Consider the following 17292-nt stretch of genomic DNA (forward strand, 5'->3'; position numbering starts at 1 on the left):
CGCGGCGGCGGGTGGGCCGCCGTTGGCCACTCCCCTGTCGGGGAGCGTAGCGTTTGAAACTTAAAGAGCTTGCCGAGGCGGTGTGCACGTTCTGTGAAAGGTGGGCCGTCTGAGGTGGCGCACATCGGCCGACCGCCGAGGTGGCGGTACGAACGCCGACGTCCAGGCCGGCCCGTGCGGGCCCGCCTGGACGTCGGGTGCGGATCGGTCGGACTCAGACGAGGTCGAAGCGGTCCGCGTTCATGACCTTGACCCACGCGGCGACGAAGTCGCTCACGAACTTCGCCTTCGCGTCGTCGCTCGCGTAGACCTCCGCGAGCGCGCGCAGCTCGGAGTTCGAGCCGAAGACGAGGTCGGCACGGGTGCCGGTCCACTTGACCGCACCGGAGGCGTCACGGCCCTCGAACGTGGTCTGGTCCTCGGAGGTGGACTTCCAGGTCGTGCCCAGGTCGAGCAGGTTGACGAAGAAGTCGTTGGTCAGCTTGCCCGGGGTCTCGGTGAAGACGCCGTGCTTGGACCCGTTGCTGTTCGCGCCGAGGACACGCAGGCCACCGACCAGGACCGTCATCTCGGGCGCGCTCAGGGCGAGCAGGTTGGCCTTGTCGATCAGCAGGTACTCGGCCGGCAGGCGGTTGCCCTTGCCCAGGTAGTTGCGGAACCCGTCGGCGACCGGCTCCAGCGCGGCGAAGGACTCCGCGTCGGTGTGCTCCTCGGTCGCGTCGACACGGCCCGGGGCGAACGGCACCTCGATGTCGTGACCGGCGTCCTTGGCGGCCTTCTCCACAGCAGCCGAGCCACCGAGGACGATCAGGTCGGCCAGGGAGACCTTCTTGGCACCGGCGGCGTTGAACTCCTGCTGGATGCCCTCGAGGGTGCGCAGCACCAGCGCGAGCTGGTCGGGGTCGTTGGCCTCCCAGTTGCGCTGCGGCTCCAGGCGGATACGGGCGCCGTTGGCACCGCCGCGCTTGTCGCTGGAGCGGAACGACGAGGCCGACGCCCACGCGGTGCTGACCAGCTGCGAGACGGTCAGGCCCGAGTCGAGGAGCTTGGCCTTGAGGGCCGTGACGTCGGCGGCGTCGATGGCCTCGCCCTCGGCCTGCGGCAGCGGGTCCTGCCACAGCAGCGTCTCCTGCGGGACTTCCGGGCCGAGGTACAGGGACTTCGGGCCCATGTCACGGTGCGTCAGCTTGTACCAGGCGCGGGCGAAGGCGTCCGCGAACTGGTCGGGGTTCTCCAGGAAGCGACGCGAGATCTCACCGTAGATCGGGTCGAAGCGCAGCGAGAGGTCGGTGGTGAGCATGGTCGGACGGCGCTTCTTCGACGGGTCGTGCGCGTCCGGGATGATCTCCTCGGAGTCCTTGGCCACCCACTGCTTGGCGCCGGCCGGGGACTCGGTGAGCTCCCACTCGTAGCCGAAGAGGATCTCGAAGAAGTCGTTGCTCCACTGGGTGGGCTTGGTGGTCCAGGTGACCTCGAGACCGGAGGTGATGGCGTCGCCGCCCTTGCCGGTGCCGAACGTGGACTTCCAGCCCAGGCCCTGCTCCTCCATGGAGGCGGCCTCGGGGTCGTTGCCGACGTGGTCGGCCGGGCCGGCGCCGTGGGTCTTGCCGAAGGTGTGACCACCGGCGATGAGGGCGACGGTCTCCTCGTCGTCCATCGCCATGCGGCGGAAGGTCTCGCGGATGTCGCGGGCCGCGGCCAGCGGGTCCGGGTTGCCGTTCGGGCCCTCGGGGTTGACGTAGATGAGGCCCATCTGGACGGCGCCGAGCGGGTTCTCCAGCTCACGGTCGCCGCTGTAGCGCTGGTCGTCGAGCCAGGTGGTCTCGGGGCCCCAGTAGACGTCCTCGTCGGCCTCCCAGACGTCGGCGCGGCCGCCGCCGAAGCCGAAGGTCTCGAAGCCCATCTGCTCCAGGGCGACGTTACCCGTGAGGATCATGAGGTCGGCCCAGGAGATGGACTGGCCGTACTTCTTCTTCACCGGCCACAGCAGACGGCGGGCCTTGTCGAGGTTGCCGTTGTCCGGCCAGCTGTTCAGCGGCGCGAAGCGCTGCTGACCGCGGCCGCCACCGCCGCGGCCGTCGCTGATGCGGTAGGTGCCGGCGCTGTGCCAGGCCATACGGATCATCAGCGGGCCGTAGTTGCCGAAGTCGGCGGGCCACCAGTCCTGCGAGGTGGTGAGCACCTCGGCGATGTCCCGTTTCACGGCCGCGAGGTCGAGGGCCTGGAACGCCTCGGCGTAGTCGAACTCCTCGCCGAGCGGGTTCGCGACGACGGGGTCCTTCGCCAGGATCTTCAGGTTGAGCCGCTCCGGCCACCACTGACGGTTGCCGCCGCCCTGCGTGGGGTGCGCGGCGCGACCGTGTGCGACGGGGCAGCCACCGGTGCCCTCAGCCTTCGCGTCAGTGACGATCGCATCGGGGTTCTCAGCCATGGGAAACCTTCCGAACTAGGTGGATCACAGTGCTCGGGGTGCACTGCTGGCGGTGGAACATTCGGGGCACAGGCCCCAGTAGATGACCTCGGCCTCGTCGATCGAGAAGCCGTGGTCGTCGGACGCGGTCAGGCACGGCGCCTCGCCGACCTCGCAGTCGACATCGGCGACGACACCGCACGACCGGCACACGACGTGGTGGTGGTTGTCGCCGACACGCCCCTCGAACCGGGCCGGGCTGCCGGCCGGCTCGATACGGCGTATGAGCCCCGCCGCGGTGAGCGCGTGGAGGCCCTCGTACACGGCTTGCAGGGAGACATGACCTACGCGATCACGCACCCCGGAGGCGATGGCCTCGACGCCGAGGTGGTCACCGGATCGGACGGCCTCCAGCAGCGCGACACGCGCGGCGGTCACCCGCAGGCCGGCACCGCGCAGCTCCTCGGCGGGGGTCGGTGTCTGGGATGCGGTCATGGCGACAACCTACCTCGCTAAACACGAATGATTCAAGAAAACGAATGATGAAAGTCTGGTGGCCCGCCGGTCGCCGACTCGATCACCCGCCGACAGGGCGGGACAACCAGGGCGAGGGCAACCGGAAGGCTCATTTCAGGCATAAGGCGCACGGGACCTCCCCTTTTCCGTCCGCTAGCGCACATGGCCGCACCCCCGACGTCCCCCAAAGCGCGAAAAAGCACCTCTCCCCGCATCGCGACATGCCTTTCCGTCAAGGCCTCGACGTGGCCGACATCCCACTCGTACTCGATGGAGGTACATCGCATGCTCGGCAGACACACCGCGGCCGGCCGCCGCGTCGCCCTGACCGCTCTCGGCACCCTCGTCCTCACCGGGGCCGCCTCGGCAGCCACGGCAGCACCGCCGCCGGCGCCCGCGTCCACGGCCGCGCAGACCCTCGGGGCCGACCGGCCGCCGGCGGCGGTGCTGCGTGCCATGGAGCGTGATCTGAAACTGAAGCCGGGTCAGGCCGCGGAACGGCTGGTCAACGAGGCGGAGGCGGGCGCCCGTGCGGGCCGCCTGCGCAACGCCCTCGGCACGCACTTCGCGGGGGCCTGGGTACGCGGGGCGACCTCCGCCGAGCTCACCGTCGCCACCACTCACGCCGCCGACGTGTCCGCCATCGAGGCCCAGGGCGCCAAGGCGGCTGTCGTCAAGCGGCCGTTGACCGAGCTCCAGTCGGTGAAGAACAAGCTCGACGCGGCCGCCCGCAAGGTCAAAACCCGGGACACACCGGTCTGGTACGCGGACGTACCGGCCAACCGGGTCGTCGTACAGGCGACCAAGCGGTCGGCCGCCACCGCCTTCATCGAAGCCGCCGGCCTCGAGGACGAGGGAGTGGGCATCCGCGTCTCGGCGGCCCGGCCGCGGCTGCTGGCGGACGTGGTCGGCGGCGACGCCTACTACATCGAGAGCTCCGCCCGCTGCTCCGTCGGATTCTCCGTCACCAAGGGCGACCAGGAGGGCTTCGCCTCGGCGGGCCACTGCGGCGAGCGCGGCGACTCGACGGCCGGCCACAACATGGCGGAGCAGGGCACGTTCCAGGGGTCGACGTTCCCCCTCAAGGACATGTCCTGGATCGCCGTCACCAGCGACTGGACCGCGACGGCCGACGTGAAGGGCGCGGGCGGCCAGCGCACACAGGTCACCGGCTCGGTCCAGGCGCTCGTCGGGGCGTCGATCTGCCGCTCCGGCTCCACCACGGGCTGGCACTGCGGCACCATCTCGCAGCACGACACGAGTGTCAGCTACGCCGAGGGCACCGTCGACGGCGTCACCGAGACCACGGTGTGCGCCGAACCGGGTGACTCCGGCGGCCCCTACCTCTCCGGCACCCAGGCGCAGGGTGTGACCTCCGGCGGCTCGGGCAACTGCACGAGCGGCGGCACCACCTTCTACCAGCCGATCAACCCGATCCTCAGCGACTTCGACCTCGTCCTGAAGACCGCGCCCACCGAGCCCGGAACCCCGGCTCCGGAGGACAACGCCGTCGACACCTGGACCGCGGGCCGCGTCTACGAGGCCGGCGCCACCGTGACCCACGCGGGTGTGCGGTACCAGTGCCTGCAGTCCCACCAGGCCCAGCGCGGCTGGTCGCCGGTCGCCACCCCGGCCCTGTGGCAGCGGTTGTAGGAGTCGTACGGCCATGGCGGTGCGGGGGCCGGCTCCCGCACCGTCCGCTCCCGCACCGTCCGCCAGGACCCGGCCCGTCTTCGCAGGACGGGCCCTGGGCCCGGTCGTTTGGATCAGGCCGGCTGTGAGGTGCTGCGCCCTTCAGCCGACCCGAGCGGGGTCTGGTGCGTGCAGCTGCAAGGCGGAGGAGGGAGTCGACGCGATGGGGGTCCCCCCTGCCCGAGCGAAGTCGAGAGCTTGGGGGAGTCGGCGAGTGACGACAACGCGGCAGATGCGCGTGCCAGGGCCCGCGACGCCGGGATGATCCAAACGACAGGGCCTAGTCCTCCGCGAGGAGCGCGTACGCGGTGGCGACGAAGGAATCGCGGGCGCGGAACCGGCGGGTGCACAGCGCGACCAGGGCCGTGCCCGTGTCCGGCCTGAAGCCCAGGAACGCCTGCTGGCCGAGTGTCGCCCCGCTGTGGAAGTACATTGGCCCGCCGCTCGTGGGGTGCCGGAACCACGCCACCGTATGGATGTGCCGGCGGTCCAGTCCGCGCCGCAGCACCGGTGTGCGCACCGCCCGCAGCGCGTCGGCGAGCGGGGAGCCGGCCGGGTCGAGGTGGGCTTCGAGGAACGTCAGCAGGTCGTGCGGGGTGGCGCGGACGGCACCCGCCGCCCCGAAACCCCCGGCGTCGAAGGCGAGGGTGGGCGTGCGCCCGTCCTTCCCGTGCCCGACGGCGTCGGTCTTCGGATCAACCGCCGCCAGGGCGGTGCCGCTCAGACCGAGCGGACGCAGCACATGGGCGCCGAGCAGCTCCTCCCACTCCGTGCCGGTCGCCGCGGCGACGGCGTGACCGAGCACGGCGACGCCGAAGTTGGAGTAGTGCCACCGGGTGCCGGGCCGGTGGCGGGGGCGATGGCGCAGGAAGGCGCCGGTCACCCGCGCGGGCGGATAGCGACCGTAGGGGTTGGTGCGCCAGGCCGGAAGCGCCCGGACGTAGAAGTCGCCCGGCAGAGCGGGCAGTCCGGCCGTGTGCGTGATGAGGTGGGCGAGCGTCACCGGGGCCGGATCGCCGCGCCGGTCGGGGTCCAGACAGGCGGCGGCCGACTCGCCCCCGGTCAGCAGGCCGCGCTGGATGAGCCGGGTCAGCAGGAGTCCGGTGAACGCCTTCGACGCCGAGCCGATCTCGTAGCGCAGGTCCTCCCGCGGGACCGGCGGGGGCGGGGCGGTGCCACCGCAGTGCAGCGTGCGGCGACCGGACCGGGAGACGGCGAGGACGACGTCGGGCGCGTCCACCGCGTCGACCGCGCTCACCAGCCGCTCGCGCAACGCGTCGTCGCTGCCCGGGATGCTTCCCGGCGTGCTGCCTAGGGCGCCGCCCGACCCCGCCTCGGCTGCCTCGTGTGCCTCGTCCGGTTCGTCGGTGACACCCGGCCAGGGCGTGGACCGGCCGGTCATGGGGCGGTGGCGTGCGTCAGCTCGGCGAGGGCCCGGGAGGTGGCCAGCACGGACGCGAACGCGGCGACCAGCGTCGGGTGGTAGACGATGTCGAACACCTCGTCCGGCTCGCCCTCGGGCATCGTCCGTACGGCGGGCATGGCGCCGTCGGGCTGCTGCGCGGCGGCGAAGCCCCGCCAGGCACGCTCGTCCAGGGTGGGACGGGGCAGGCAGGCGTCGACGACGAGGAGTTCGCCGAGCAGGTCCCAGCGCTGCAGGTCCAGCCAGTCGTCGATCCAGACGGGCAGCCAGGTGGCGAGGTAGTCCGCGATGTCCGGCGGCAGGCCTTCGGGGTGCTCTCCCCAGTCGGTGAGGTGGAACACCGTGTGCGTGACGTCGTAGGCGATGTGCCCGCTGACCGTCCAGGGCTCGGGCCTCTGTCCCAGCCAGGTGGAACCGACGCTGTCCGCCTCGGGCACGCGGGGCGTGAGGCCGAAGCGGCGCTGGAACGCGGACAGTCCGAGGCGGCGGGTCGGGTCCAGTTCGAGGGCCGCCCAGCTGTCGAGCCGGTGGTAGAGGACGGTGGCGCGCTCCACCTCGGGCTCGCTGTACCCGAGTTCCTTGTACGGGAGGTACACCTCGAAGGGGATGGGCGACAGCGGTTCGACGCGCTGGCCGCGCACCAGCATGCGACCGCCGTCCAGCGTGTTCCGCCAGGTGTGGTCGAGGAGCCGGCGAGCCAGGTCGGCCTGCCGCGATCCGGCCACGCCCTCGCGGAACAACACCCGGCAGATCAGCGCCAGTTCGCCGACCGGTTTGAAGCGCTCCAGGAAGCCCACCTCCGGATCGACGTCGGGCTCCAGGCGGAATCCGTCGCGATGAGCCCACAGCCACTCCAGGGCGCGGACGCCGACGGTGTGTATGAGACGGGTGTCGGTCATCCGGGCACTCCTTCGGCGGCAAGGGACTTGACGGTCTGCGCCGCCGCGAAGGCGGCCATCAGCGTGGAGTGGTAGCAGCGGAGGAAGTCCGGCTCCCGGTCCGCTCCAGGGTCGCCCGGGAGGTCCGGTTCCGGGAGGGCCGGTTCCCGGAGGGCCTGCTCCGCAAGGGCCTGCTCCGGGAGCGCGCCGGACGGGTGCTGGGCCCGCGCGATGCGGGTCCAGGCGTCGTGCAGGGTCGCCGGGTCGGGCGGGTCCGGGAGACTGCCGGCCACCACCAGCAGCTCGCAGCTCAGGTCCCACATCCCGGCGTCCAGGCAGGTGTCGAGCCAGGGCGGCAGCCAGTGGGCGAGGTAGGCGGCGAGATCGCCGGGGACGCCTGCGGGGACGCGGCCCCAGTCGGTGAGGTGGAAGACGACGTGGGTGAGCGCGTATCCGGAGGAGCGCTCGAAGGTCCACGGTTCCGGAAGTCCGCCCAGCCAGGTGCGCCGCAGCGTCTGCGCGGCCCGCTCCGGCCGGTGGATGCCGCTGCGCCGCTCGGCTCGCAGGACGCCGAGCCGGCGGGTCGGTTCGTGCTCGGTGAGCCGCCAGCTCCGGGTACGGGCCGTCGTGGCGGCGGCGGCCTCGTATCCGGCGTGCCGCAAACCGGCCGAGGCGAAGACGGAGTAGATCTCCAGGGGGTAGGTCGCGAAGGGCTCCAGCCGCTGGAGGCGGAGGAACAGGTCGCCCCGGCCGGTCTGTTGCCAGGCGAAGCGCAACAGATCGGCCGCGCGGGCGTGCAGGGGATCGGTCGGCTGCGTGTGCGCGCGTACGCTCGCGCAGGTCTGGGCCAGCTCCCCGAGCGGTTTCCAGGTGGCGTCCACGTGGCCGTCGAGGGTGAGCGCGTCCTCGCCCAGGGCGAAGTCGTCACGGTGCGCGGACAGCCACGCGAACGCGGCGGCTCCCACCTCCCGGATCTCGTCGAGGCGCGGGGCGGACACGGCCCCGCCGGTCATGCCCTCGCCGGTCATACGAGGGCTCCGGCCGTCCTCATGACGCGGGCGGCCTGCACCTGAAGGGCGACCCGGGGATCGTTGCCGCCCATGAGTTCGACGAAGTCCAGCCCGGCTTCGAGGCCGAGCGTCTCGGGCACACCGTCGAGCAGGGTGAGCCAGCGTCCCGCGCCGGCCGCCTGCTGCCAGTCCCTGCGCCGTACGGCCCGTACGAAACCCCGGGCCAGGTCGACCGGACGGCGCCGGGCGGCGCGGACCACGGCACAGTCCTCCGCGGGTAGCGCGAGCGGTGCCAGGACGGCGAGTTGATGCGTCAGCGCCTGCCAGGTCGCCTCCTCGAGCCAGCCGGCGTCGGGTTCGGCGGCCTCGTCCTCGAAGGACGCGCCTGGTGCTTCCGGTGCGCCGGACAAGGGCATGTCGAACCGCCGCAGGGTCCGACTCATCGCCCAGTGGCTCCACTTGACGGTGGGGGCCGCGTCGGCGCGGGGTGGGAAGGTCTCCACCGTCTTCCGGAACACGGCGACTGCCTCCGGGTCGGGCGGAGAGGGGAAGAGTACGTGCGGCAGCAGCAGATCCGCTCCCAACACGCGTACGGCCGCGAGGTCGAGGCTTCCCTCGATCTCGTCCACGGCCCCGGTGCCGGACATGCGCAGGTGGTCTCCACCCCGAAGGGCGGAGACCACGTCGGACGCAAGGTCCTGCACCGCGCCCTGCAAGAGGGCCGAAGTGCCTGACTGCTCCATTCAGCCTGCTCCCGTCGGTCCGCTCAGCCCTTCTTGGGGCGGGGGGTCGGCGGGGACAGCAGCAGCTTGGTGTCTGCGGAGAGCAGCGCCAGGGCGGCGCACTCCCGGCTGTCACGGTAGACGCCGTCGGGTTCTGCGGGGTCGAGTGCCGCGTCGAGGTCGCTCCGGACGCCGGTGATGTCCTCGATCGTCTTGTCAATGGAAGGCATAACACCATCTCCTCTGGGGTTAGCCATAGCCTCCACAACCAAGGTCACCACACCGCCACAGAACGCGCATCTTTTCCCAGAAGTGAACATAGGTCACTTCCAACACATCCCGGGCACCCCGCCATCGCGTGAACTGCGGGCATTACACCGGGCGGCGGGGACGCCGTTCAGCTGCACACCGCCAACTTCCTTACACCCGACGCCAGTTGCGCAGACACCTTCACCTGCGCCCTGCGCATCGCACTGCGGGCAGACGCAGTTCACGCACAGCCCTCTGTCACACAGCGTGGGTTGCCCCGGTCAGTAGTGCGTAGGCCTCCGCACGCCAAGGAGATCACCGTGGAATCGCGTCTCGACCACTTCGGCCACCCCTCGCGGGAAAGGTGCTGCGACACATCAGCTCGGCCGCCAGGCTGGTCTCGGACTCAACGCTGCCGGCCACGGTCCAGGAAATGGTGGAGATCCGCGCGAGCCAGATCAACGGGTGCGGCTTCTGCACGGACATGCACACCAAGGACGCCGCCCACGCCGGGGAAACGGCGCAGCGCCTCCACCTGGTCGCGGCCTGGCGGGAGGCCAAGGTCTTAACGGAGGCCGAGCGAGCCGCCCTGGACCCGGCGGAGCAGGGCACCCGCATCGCGGACGCCGCCGGCGGTGTCACCGACGAGGCCTGGTCCAACGCCGCCGAGCACTTCGACGAGGACCAGCTCGTGGCCCTGATGTCCCTCCTCGCCGTCATCAACGCCTACAACCGCATCAACGTCATCAACCAGCAGCCGGCCGGGGACTACCAGCCCGATCAGCTCGGCTGAACCGCCCCGGCACCTGTCTGGGCCCACGGTGTCACACAGCCGGTCGCCGCTCGGTCCTATGTGTCAGCAGCCCGTCCGTTGGGTCAGCAGCCCGATCCGTGACGAGAGAGGTGGATCATGACGGGAGCCAAGGGGACACGCCGCCTTTCGCCGGTCCCGTCGGACGCAGACCCGCCGGCGGGATTGCGCACGCTCCCTCGTCCGGTCGCCGTCGTCGTGGGCGCCGGTGGTGTGCTCGGAGCGGCTCATGTCGGGGTCGGCTACGCGCTGGAGCAGCGCGGATTCGTGCCGGACATGATCATCGGAACCTCGGTGGGTGCCCTCAACGGGGCCATCGCCGCCGCCCACCCCGACCGGGCCGCGCCGTGGCTGGACCATGTGTGGACGCAGCTGCGCCGCCGAGAGGTGTATCCGCTCGGCTACCTGTCCTCCCGCGCCAGTGTCTTCACAGACCGCGGCCTGCGCCGACTGATCGCCCGCGCCGGACTGCCGGCGCTGATCGAGCAGTTGGCGGTCCCCTTCACCGCGGTGGCCATGGACCTGGTCACCGGTGAGCCGGTCCTGCTCGACCGCGGAGACCTCGAGTCCGCGCTGCTGGCCAGCGCGGCCATCCCCGGCATGCTGCCTCCGGTGGACCGTGACGGGCGCACGCTCGTCGACGGCGGAGTGATCGCGTATGTGCCGGTCCTGGCGGCCCTGCGGGCCGGGGCGGCGAGCGTGGTGGTGGTGTCGACCGGGCCGGAGAGCTCGCCGCCGCGCTCCGTCGGTCCGCGCCGCCGTGCCGGCGCCATCGCCGCCCGGGCCGGAACGCTGCTGTTGCGCCATCAGATCGAGCGCGACCTGCACGAGGTGGCCCGGCACATTCCGACCGTCGTGCTTCCCACCGGCATCGAGGCGTGGCCCGCCCCGTGGGACTTCGGCCACTCGCAGCGGCTGATCAGCACCACGTCCCGTACGGCCGGGCGCTTCCTCGACGGGCTCCGCGTCAACGGGCCGGGCCTGTACCGGGTCGACGAACCCTCGGCGACGCCCGCCGGTCCGGGCGGGGCATCGACTTCTTGCGTAGTGGAGGCCGGGCTGTGAGTACCATCGCGTTCCTCAACATCGGCATGCACGGGCACGTCAATCCGACGCTGCCGGTCGTGGCCGAGCTGGTCCGGCGCGGCCATAACGTCACGTACCACACCTCACCGGCGTTCCGGGCGGCGATCGAGGCCGCGGGCGCGAAGGTGTACCTCTACCCCGGGGGCGACCCTCCGCTCCCCGATCCGCCGACACCGGTCACACTGCTGGAGTCGCTGGCGCGCACCACCGTCCGTCTGCTGCCCGCCGTGCTCGACGACCTGGGCCGCGACCGGCCCGACCTGATCGTCCACGACAGTTCGTGCCTGTGGGGCGCGGTCGCCGCCCGCGAGGCGGGTGTGCCGGCGGCCTCGTCGTTCACCACGTTCGCCTTCAGCCGGCATGTCCCCAGTCCCACGAGCGGCTCGTGGGACCTGTTCGCGATGGCGCGGAAACAGCCCCGCAGCGTTCAGGGCTATCTGCGGTCCCGCTGGGAGCTGCACCGCCGCTTCGACGCGCGCGGGTTGCCCGTGCTCGACCTGCTGAACATCCGCCAGCCGCTCAACCTGGTCTATACCTCGCCGGCCTTCCAGCCCGCCGTCGAGCACTTCGACGGGTCCTACCGTTTCGTCGGCCCGAGCATCGGCGCCCGCCCGCTCGACTCGTCGTTCGAGGCCGACCGGCTCCGGGACCCGGTGCTGTACGCCTCGCTCGGCACTGTGTTCAACGCCGACCCCGAGCTGCTGCGCACGTTCGCCATCGCCCTCGCCCCTCTCGGCGGAACCGTGATCGTCTCCACCGGGCAGACCGATCCCGAGGCGCTGGGTCCGTTGCCGGCGAATGTGCTGCCCCTGCGTTTCGTGCCGCAGCCGCAGGTGCTGGCCCGGGCGGCACTGTTCATCACCCATGGCGGGATGAACAGCGTCAACGAGGCCATGTACGCCGGGGTCCCGGTGCTGGTGGTGCCACAGGGCGCCGACCAGCCGATGATCGCCCGTCGCGTCGTCGAGCTCGGCGCGGGCCTGTCGATCCGTACCCAGGATGTCACCAAGGGCTCCGTGCGTTCGCTCGCCCGGCGCCTGTTGCACGAGCCCGGCTTCCGGGCAGCCGCGACCGAGCTCAAGGCCGCCCAGCACGACGCGGGTGGATATCGACGGGCCGCCGACGAACTCGAGCGGTACGCGCAAACTGCCGGCCGGCTGCGTCGGCCGGTCCCCGCCGATCCGTCACGGCGAGGCTGAGCGATGTCCGCCGTCGTCGTGCTGCTGCTGTTCGCCGGGCTGTCGGAGGCCGCCGGCCGCATCCTGCCCCTGCTGGCGCGCCGGCCCGGCATGCCACCGACTCTGGTCGCCGGGTCGCTGCTGGCCGCCGGTCTGGTCGAGGCGGCCGTGTTCGCGCTGTGGCCGCTGACCGCGTGGAGCCTGGCCGAGCTGGTGGTGTCATCTCCCCCGCCGGGCGACGGCCTGGAGTGGACACCGGGCCTGGTGGCGCCGCTGGTGCTCGCCGCCGTCCTGGCCTTCCCACTGCTCGGGCCGCTGCTCCATCTGCTGCTCTTCGTGGGGGTCGGGGCCGGCCTGGCCGGTCCGCTCGCGGCGGCGAGCGGGCTCGGCTGGTGGGGCGCCGCCGGCTGCGTGGCCGTCGCCGGCGTCGGACTCGGGGTCGCGGTGGAGGCCGTACGGCGGCTGGTCGTGAGGATCAGCGCGCCTCGGACGACGGAGCCGATCGTATGAACGACTTCCTGCTCTGGGCGTGCGTGCTCGGGCCGGTCCTGCTGGCCGAAGGTCTGCTGGCCCGCTACGAGGTGCTGGTCTACAGCGCCGGCTTCCGGGCTCCCACCACCGATCTCCCCGCGGGCGTGCCCTACGCCCGGGGAGCGACCGCCGACCGGCCCCCGGACGCCTACCTGGTCTACCTGGACGGCATCGGCAAGCGCCGCGTCCGTGACACCCGGGACGGCGGTCAGCTGGTCAGGGCCCTGCTCGCCGGAGCGCCGGAGCTGCGGGTGCTGGGGCAGGTGCAGCCGTACTCACCGCTGGCCGACCCGCTGGCCGACCGTCCGGTGTGGGCGTGGCTGCGCCGCCACATCGGGCTGCTGCTGTTCCTGCACAACGTCATGCAGGTCTTCGTCGCCGCCGACCACCGGTACCGCCCCCTGTACAACCGGGCCGTCGGCTCCCAGATCGCCACGCAGCTGCGGCTGGCCGGCTACCGGCCCGACAGCGGTGTCCCCGTAGTGCTGCTCAGCTACAGCGGCGGGGCGCAGGTCGCCACCGGCGCGGTCGACGAACTGCACACCCGGCTGCGCTGCCCGCTCACGGTGATCACGCTCGGTGGGTTCCACAACGGCGCCAACGACCTCACCCATGCCGAGCAGGTGCATCAGCTCACCAGCGCCCACGACCGGATCGAGCGGGTCGGCACCTGGCTCTTCCCGCAGCGCTGGCGCCTGTTCCGCCGCAGTGGATGGAACCGCGCCCGGCGCGCCGGGAAGATCACCGTGCACCGGCTGGAGCCGGCCACCCATCTCGGGCCGCGCAGCTACATCAGCGCGGAGGAAAGGCTGCCGGACGGCCGCACCTACCTCGATCGCACGACCGACACGGTGATCACGCTCATTCGCGCACGGGGCGAGACGACCGCGGCCTCCTGGCCCATCGAGAACCCGGCGCCGTGAGAGCGCGTGTCGGCGCCCCCGCCGCGACGCCGTCGGTCCGGCGCGGCGGCCGGCTCCCCCACACGGCCGATCGGTCCCGGACCAGCCGGCTGCCGGTCAGCTGTCGGGTTCCGCCCGGAGGGCCGCTGCCCGGTCGTCGTCGAGACCGGCGACCAGGCCACGCAGGAGGGGGCCGTACTCCGGGTGGGCGAGGGCGAACGCCATCTGCGCGACCAGGTAGTCGGCCGGGTTGCCGGTGTCGTACCAGCGGCCCTTGATGACCTGGCCGTACACCGCGCGGGTGGCGGCGTAGGCGTTGATGGCGTCGGTCAGGTAGACCTCGCCGGTCCGGTGCTCGTACCAGCGGCGGGTCTGCTCGCGCAGTTCGTCGATGATGCCGGGGGTGACGACGTAGCCGCCGATGGCCGCGTACGACGACGGGGCGGCGGCGGGTTCGGGCTTCTCGACCAGACCGGTGATGCGCAGCTGGCCGTCCCCGAGGTCTTCCTTGACGATGGGCACGCCGTAGCGCTGGGATTCGGTCGGGTCCATCGGCATGAGGGCCAGCACCGGACAGCCGGTCTGCTCGTACGCCCTGATCAGCTGCTGGGCGCGGGGTACCTCGGCCACGAAGACGTCGTCGGGCCACAGCACCAGCACGGGCTCGTCGCCGAAGGAACGGGCGGCGTTCAGCACCGGGGTGCCGTTGCCGTACGGGCCGTACTGGTCGAGGTAGGTGATGTGGCCCCGGCGGGCCAGCTCCGCGACCTCCTCGACCGCGTCGGCGTACGCCGTCTTGCCGTCCTCGCGGAGCTGCTCGACGAGGGCGGGATTGGGGCGGAAGTGGTCCTGGATGAGGCTCTTGCCGCCGGAGACCACGATGGTGATGTCGGTGATGCCGGAGTCCACCAGCTCGCGCACGGTGTGCTCGATGACCGGCTTGTCGCCGACCGGGAGCATCTCCTTGGGTGTCGCCTTCGTCAGGGGCAGCAGTCGGGAGCCGAGTCCGGCGGCGGGGATCACAGCCCTGCGGATCGTCGGGGACATCACATCTCTCTCGGTCGATCGGCGCGTCGTACGGGCGGGCACGCCACACGGCCGACGCTATCAACGCCTGCCGCCGCCCTGCCGGTCGCCTGTTTCGCCGACGTCACAGGACTTCGCCCGGCGCAGGAGCCGTGCAGCTACCGATGCTCGACGACGTGACAGCGGGTCTCGCTGTCACAGATGAGTCACCTGACCGGTCTTCTTTTACATGCTCCCTCTGTTGTCAGATGTCTCCTTCGCTCCTCCCGCCCGCGAAGAGCACCCGGACGCCTACACGGTCAGTGCCGAGTTCTACGACATCCTGCAGGCGGACCAGGACAGGGCACGCGTACGCCGGTTCTACGGCCGTGATGTCCGCCTCGCCCGCCGCGGTGTGCTGGACGTCGGCGCCGGTACCGGGCGGGTCACGCTCATGAGCCTCGCGGAGTCGCGGGTTCCCGTGCACGCCGTCGAGCCCGCGCGTTCCATGCGGTCGCTGCTGATGACGCGCCTGGCGGCGCTCGCCGTGGACGTGCGAGCGCGCGTCACCGTGCACCCCGGCAGCCTCGACGAGGCCGCCCTGCACGAGGTGGCCGACGTGGGCGTATGCCACAACACCATCGCCTGCCTTCATCCGGCCGCGCGCCGGGCCCTGTGGCCGGCCGTCGCCGACGCGCTCGTACCCGGAGGGGTGTTCCTCGTCCAGCTCCCGCCCGACCGCGTTCCCCGGGACGAGGTCACGTACCTTCTCCCGGCCCAGAAGGTGGGCCGGCACGAGTACGCGGCACGCATGGTGATGTCGGCCGACGGGGACCGGATCCGGACGCGGTTCGACTACTGGGTGCGGGGCGAGAGCGGTCTGCTGCGCGAGTACACCGAGACGTTCCGTATGTGGCCGGCCTCCCGTGCGGAGGTGATCGGGGAACTGCTGGGGTCCGGGTTCGTTCCGCGTCCCGGACGGGCCGATCCCGCCGTGCTGGCCGTACGCCTCCGCCGGCACTGACGGATGCCCGGTGAAGTCGGGTCCGGCGACGCGCGCCCTGCCGCGCCCGCTTGTAGCCTGGTCGTCCAGGACTGGAGGACATCCATGCGCGCCGAGGACGACGCAGGCTCCCTCGACCGGGCGACCAGGCAGTTCATGGCGGCGCGTCCCCAGCTCTTCGGCATCGCGTACCGCGTGCTCGGCAGCGCGACGGAGGCCGAGGACATCGTCCAGGACGCGTGGCTGCGGTGGCAGAAGACCGACCGCACCGAGGTCCGGGAACCGACGGCGTTCCTGGCGACCGTCACGACCCGTCTGGCGATCAACCTCGCCCAGTCCGCCAGGATGCGCCGTGAGTCGTACGTCGGGCCGTGGCTTCCGGAGCCGGTGGACACCCGTACGGATCCACAGCTGGGTGCGGAACGGGCCGAGGCACTCGATCTGGCGGTGCTCCTCCTCCTCGAGAAGCTCAACCCCGTGGAACGGGCCGCCTATGTGCTGCGGGAGGCCTTCGACTACCCGTACCGGCGGATCGCGGACATCCTGGAGACGAGCGAGGCCAACACGCGCCAGCTGGTGACCCGCGCCAGGAAGCACCTGGCGGCGGAACGCAGCGCACCGGTCAGCTCGACCGCTCACCGGCGTCTGCTGGAGGTGTTCCTCACCGCGGCCCGGACCGGCAGCCTGTCGGAGCTGGAGGACGTCCTGACCGAGGACGTGGTCAGCTACTCCGACGGCGGAGGCATGCGCGGGGCCTCCAGGATCCCGGTCGTGGGGCGTCCCCGCGTCTCCAGGTACCTCGCCGCCTTCGCCCCACGTTTCTGGCCTCCGACGGACGTCCGCTGGGTCGAGGCCAACGGCAGGCCGGCCGTCCTCGTCTGCGCCGACGGCAACGCGGTGGCCCTGCTCTGCGTCGATGTGTCGGCACGCGGCGTCGAACGCATCATGTGGGTCATGAATCCGGCCAAGCTGGCTCCCTACGTGGCCTCGCTGGCCGATTGAGGGCGGCGCGGCGCGGGTCCGTCTGTCACAAGGTGGGTGACTGATCGGTCAACCAGCTGTCCCGGACCGGGAGTTCCTCCGCGCGGCAAAGGATGCATCGAATGAGCGAGCCGTTCCAGCTGCCCGACCTGTCCACCGAGAAGGACTACGTCGGAGAGTCCTTCTCGCCCATCTACACCACGACGGTGACGGTGAGCGGTGGGCCGGCGAGTCACGGGCGGGCCTCGGGCAGGGCGCGCTCGGCCGACGGAGTCCTCGATCTGGACCTGCGCATGCCTGCCGAACTGGGCGGAGACGGCAGCGGGACGAACCCCGAGCAGCTGTTCGCGGCCGGCTTCGCCGCCTGCTTCCACGGCGCCCTGAGTCTGGTGGCACGCCAGGAGGAACTCGACCCGGCCCCGATCTCCGTGGACGCGACCGTCGCCTTCGGGCGGGATCCCGGGGACGGCGGCTACCTGCTGCACATCGACCTGGTGGTCAGGTGGCCGGACGTCGAACCCGAGATCGCCGCTCCGCTCCTGGAGAAGGCCGACTCCCTGTGCCCCTACGCAAGGATGGCCTGGCAGGGAACACCGACGACCATCACGCTGGCGTCCTGAAGGGGAGCGACAGCCGACCCGGTCCGCTGAGCGCCACGGCCGGCTGCCTCCCGCCTGCACCAGTACCTGCCCTGCACCAGTTACCTGCCGCCACCAGTTACCTGCCGCCACCAGTTACCTGCCGGCACCAGTTGCCTGCCGACACCATGTGCCCACCATGCACCATCGCCCGGATTACCCGAGAATGAGGGGCTGTGCGGTCCGAAGGGTAACTTTCTTGATCGAACACAGGCCGAAGGGGTGCCCGGGCGACGGAACGCTGTCACAGATCCGCC

16 protein-coding genes and 1 pseudogene are annotated in these 17292 nt (G+C 71.5%); 9 read left to right on the top strand and 8 right to left on the bottom strand.

The genetic code is table 11. The features are described from left to right. Nucleotides 1-214: 214 nt before the first annotated feature. Entirely contained in the window at nt 215-2431 is a 2217-nt protein-coding gene (katG, locus tag ACIBAG_RS01565) for a catalase/peroxidase HPI (RefSeq protein WP_399099705.1), read from the bottom strand. Between the two features lie 24 nt (nt 2432-2455). Further along, a complete protein-coding gene (locus ACIBAG_RS01570; protein WP_399099707.1) occupies nt 2456-2905 on the bottom strand; it encodes a Fur family transcriptional regulator in 450 nt (149 codons plus the stop codon). A 306-nt stretch (nt 2906-3211) separates the two neighbouring features. Between ACIBAG_RS01570 and ACIBAG_RS01575 the strand changes: the two genes are divergently transcribed. Then, on the top strand, nt 3212-4579 hold the full coding sequence (locus ACIBAG_RS01575) for an alpha-lytic protease prodomain-containing protein (protein WP_399099709.1): 1368 nt from the start codon (nt 3212-3214) through the stop codon (nt 4577-4579). Between the two features lie 319 nt (nt 4580-4898). Here the strand turns inward: ACIBAG_RS01575 and ACIBAG_RS01580 are convergent, their stop codons facing one another. The 5 genes from ACIBAG_RS01580 to ACIBAG_RS01600 are packed head-to-tail and all read right to left on the bottom strand — an operon-like array spanning nt 4899 to nt 8881. Further along, nucleotides 4899-6020, bottom strand: a complete 1122-nt coding sequence (locus ACIBAG_RS01580; RefSeq protein WP_399099711.1) for a serine hydrolase domain-containing protein — start codon at nt 6018-6020, stop codon at nt 4899-4901. Beyond that, nucleotides 6017-6940 carry a DUF6895 family protein gene (locus tag ACIBAG_RS01585; protein ID WP_399099713.1) on the bottom strand — a complete coding sequence of 308 codons (924 nt, stop codon included), beginning with the start codon at nt 6938-6940 and terminating at the stop codon, nt 6017-6019. Before ACIBAG_RS01585 ends, ACIBAG_RS01580 begins: the two co-directional genes overlap by 4 nt. Further along, the gene (locus ACIBAG_RS01590) at nt 6937-7947 is read right to left on the bottom strand and encodes a DUF6895 family protein (RefSeq protein ID WP_399099715.1); all 1011 of its coding nucleotides are present in this window, start codon (nt 7945-7947) and stop codon (nt 6937-6939) included. Before ACIBAG_RS01590 ends, ACIBAG_RS01585 begins: the two co-directional genes overlap by 4 nt. Then, nucleotides 7944-8672, bottom strand: a complete 729-nt coding sequence (locus ACIBAG_RS01595; protein WP_399099717.1) for a hypothetical protein — start codon at nt 8670-8672, stop codon at nt 7944-7946. Before ACIBAG_RS01595 ends, ACIBAG_RS01590 begins: the two co-directional genes overlap by 4 nt. A gap of 23 nt (nt 8673-8695) precedes the next feature. Then, complete coding sequence (locus tag ACIBAG_RS01600) at nt 8696-8881, bottom strand: hypothetical protein (RefSeq protein WP_399099719.1); 186 nt, start codon at nt 8879-8881, stop codon at nt 8696-8698. A gap of 339 nt (nt 8882-9220) precedes the next feature. Here ACIBAG_RS01600 and ACIBAG_RS01605 point away from each other — a divergent pair. The 5 genes and pseudogenes from ACIBAG_RS01605 to ACIBAG_RS01625 all read left to right on the top strand — a co-directional run bounded on the left by ACIBAG_RS01605 (nt 9221) and on the right by ACIBAG_RS01625 (nt 13429). Beyond that, nucleotides 9221-9693, top strand: a pseudogene (locus ACIBAG_RS01605) (carboxymuconolactone decarboxylase family protein). Between the two features lie 117 nt (nt 9694-9810). Continuing rightward, entirely contained in the window at nt 9811-10776 is a 966-nt protein-coding gene (locus tag ACIBAG_RS01610; protein WP_399099721.1) for a patatin-like phospholipase family protein, read from the top strand. Then, nucleotides 10773-11996 (top strand): macrolide family glycosyltransferase, encoded by a 1224-nt coding sequence (locus ACIBAG_RS01615; protein WP_399099723.1) that lies wholly within the window; start codon nt 10773-10775, stop codon nt 11994-11996. The genes ACIBAG_RS01610 and ACIBAG_RS01615 overlap by 4 nt, the downstream gene beginning before the upstream one ends. A 3-nt stretch (nt 11997-11999) precedes the next feature. Further along, nucleotides 12000-12485, top strand: a complete 486-nt coding sequence (locus tag ACIBAG_RS01620) for a hypothetical protein (protein ID WP_399099725.1) — start codon at nt 12000-12002, stop codon at nt 12483-12485. Then, the gene (locus ACIBAG_RS01625) at nt 12482-13429 is read left to right on the top strand and encodes a hypothetical protein (RefSeq protein ID WP_399099727.1); all 948 of its coding nucleotides are present in this window, start codon (nt 12482-12484) and stop codon (nt 13427-13429) included. Before ACIBAG_RS01620 ends, ACIBAG_RS01625 begins: the two co-directional genes overlap by 4 nt. 96 nt (nt 13430-13525) lie before the next feature. On the opposite strand, the gene ACIBAG_RS01630 is transcribed toward ACIBAG_RS01625, so the two are convergent. Beyond that, on the bottom strand, nt 13526-14455 hold the full coding sequence (locus ACIBAG_RS01630; protein WP_399099729.1) for a UTP--glucose-1-phosphate uridylyltransferase: 930 nt from the start codon (nt 14453-14455) through the stop codon (nt 13526-13528). Nucleotides 14456-14675: 220 nt separating this feature from the next. Here ACIBAG_RS01630 and ACIBAG_RS01635 point away from each other — a divergent pair, with 220 nt between their 5' ends. The 3 genes from ACIBAG_RS01635 (at nt 14676) to ACIBAG_RS01645 (ending at nt 17017) form a co-directional block, all read left to right on the top strand. Next, nucleotides 14676-15437, top strand: a complete 762-nt coding sequence (locus ACIBAG_RS01635) for a class I SAM-dependent methyltransferase (RefSeq protein WP_399099732.1) — start codon at nt 14676-14678, stop codon at nt 15435-15437. 84 nt (nt 15438-15521) lie between these two features. Then, nucleotides 15522-16418 carry an RNA polymerase sigma-70 factor gene (locus tag ACIBAG_RS01640; RefSeq protein WP_399099734.1) on the top strand — a complete coding sequence of 299 codons (897 nt, stop codon included), beginning with the start codon at nt 15522-15524 and terminating at the stop codon, nt 16416-16418. A 101-nt stretch (nt 16419-16519) separates the two neighbouring features. After that, the gene (locus tag ACIBAG_RS01645; RefSeq protein WP_399099736.1) at nt 16520-17017 is read left to right on the top strand and encodes an Ohr family peroxiredoxin; all 498 of its coding nucleotides are present in this window, start codon (nt 16520-16522) and stop codon (nt 17015-17017) included. Nucleotides 17018-17292 lie beyond the last annotated feature (275 nt).

The sequence above is a fragment of the Streptomyces sp. NPDC051243 genome, from assembly GCF_044455405.1.
GTDB lineage: Bacteria > Actinomycetota > Actinomycetes > Streptomycetales > Streptomycetaceae > Streptomyces.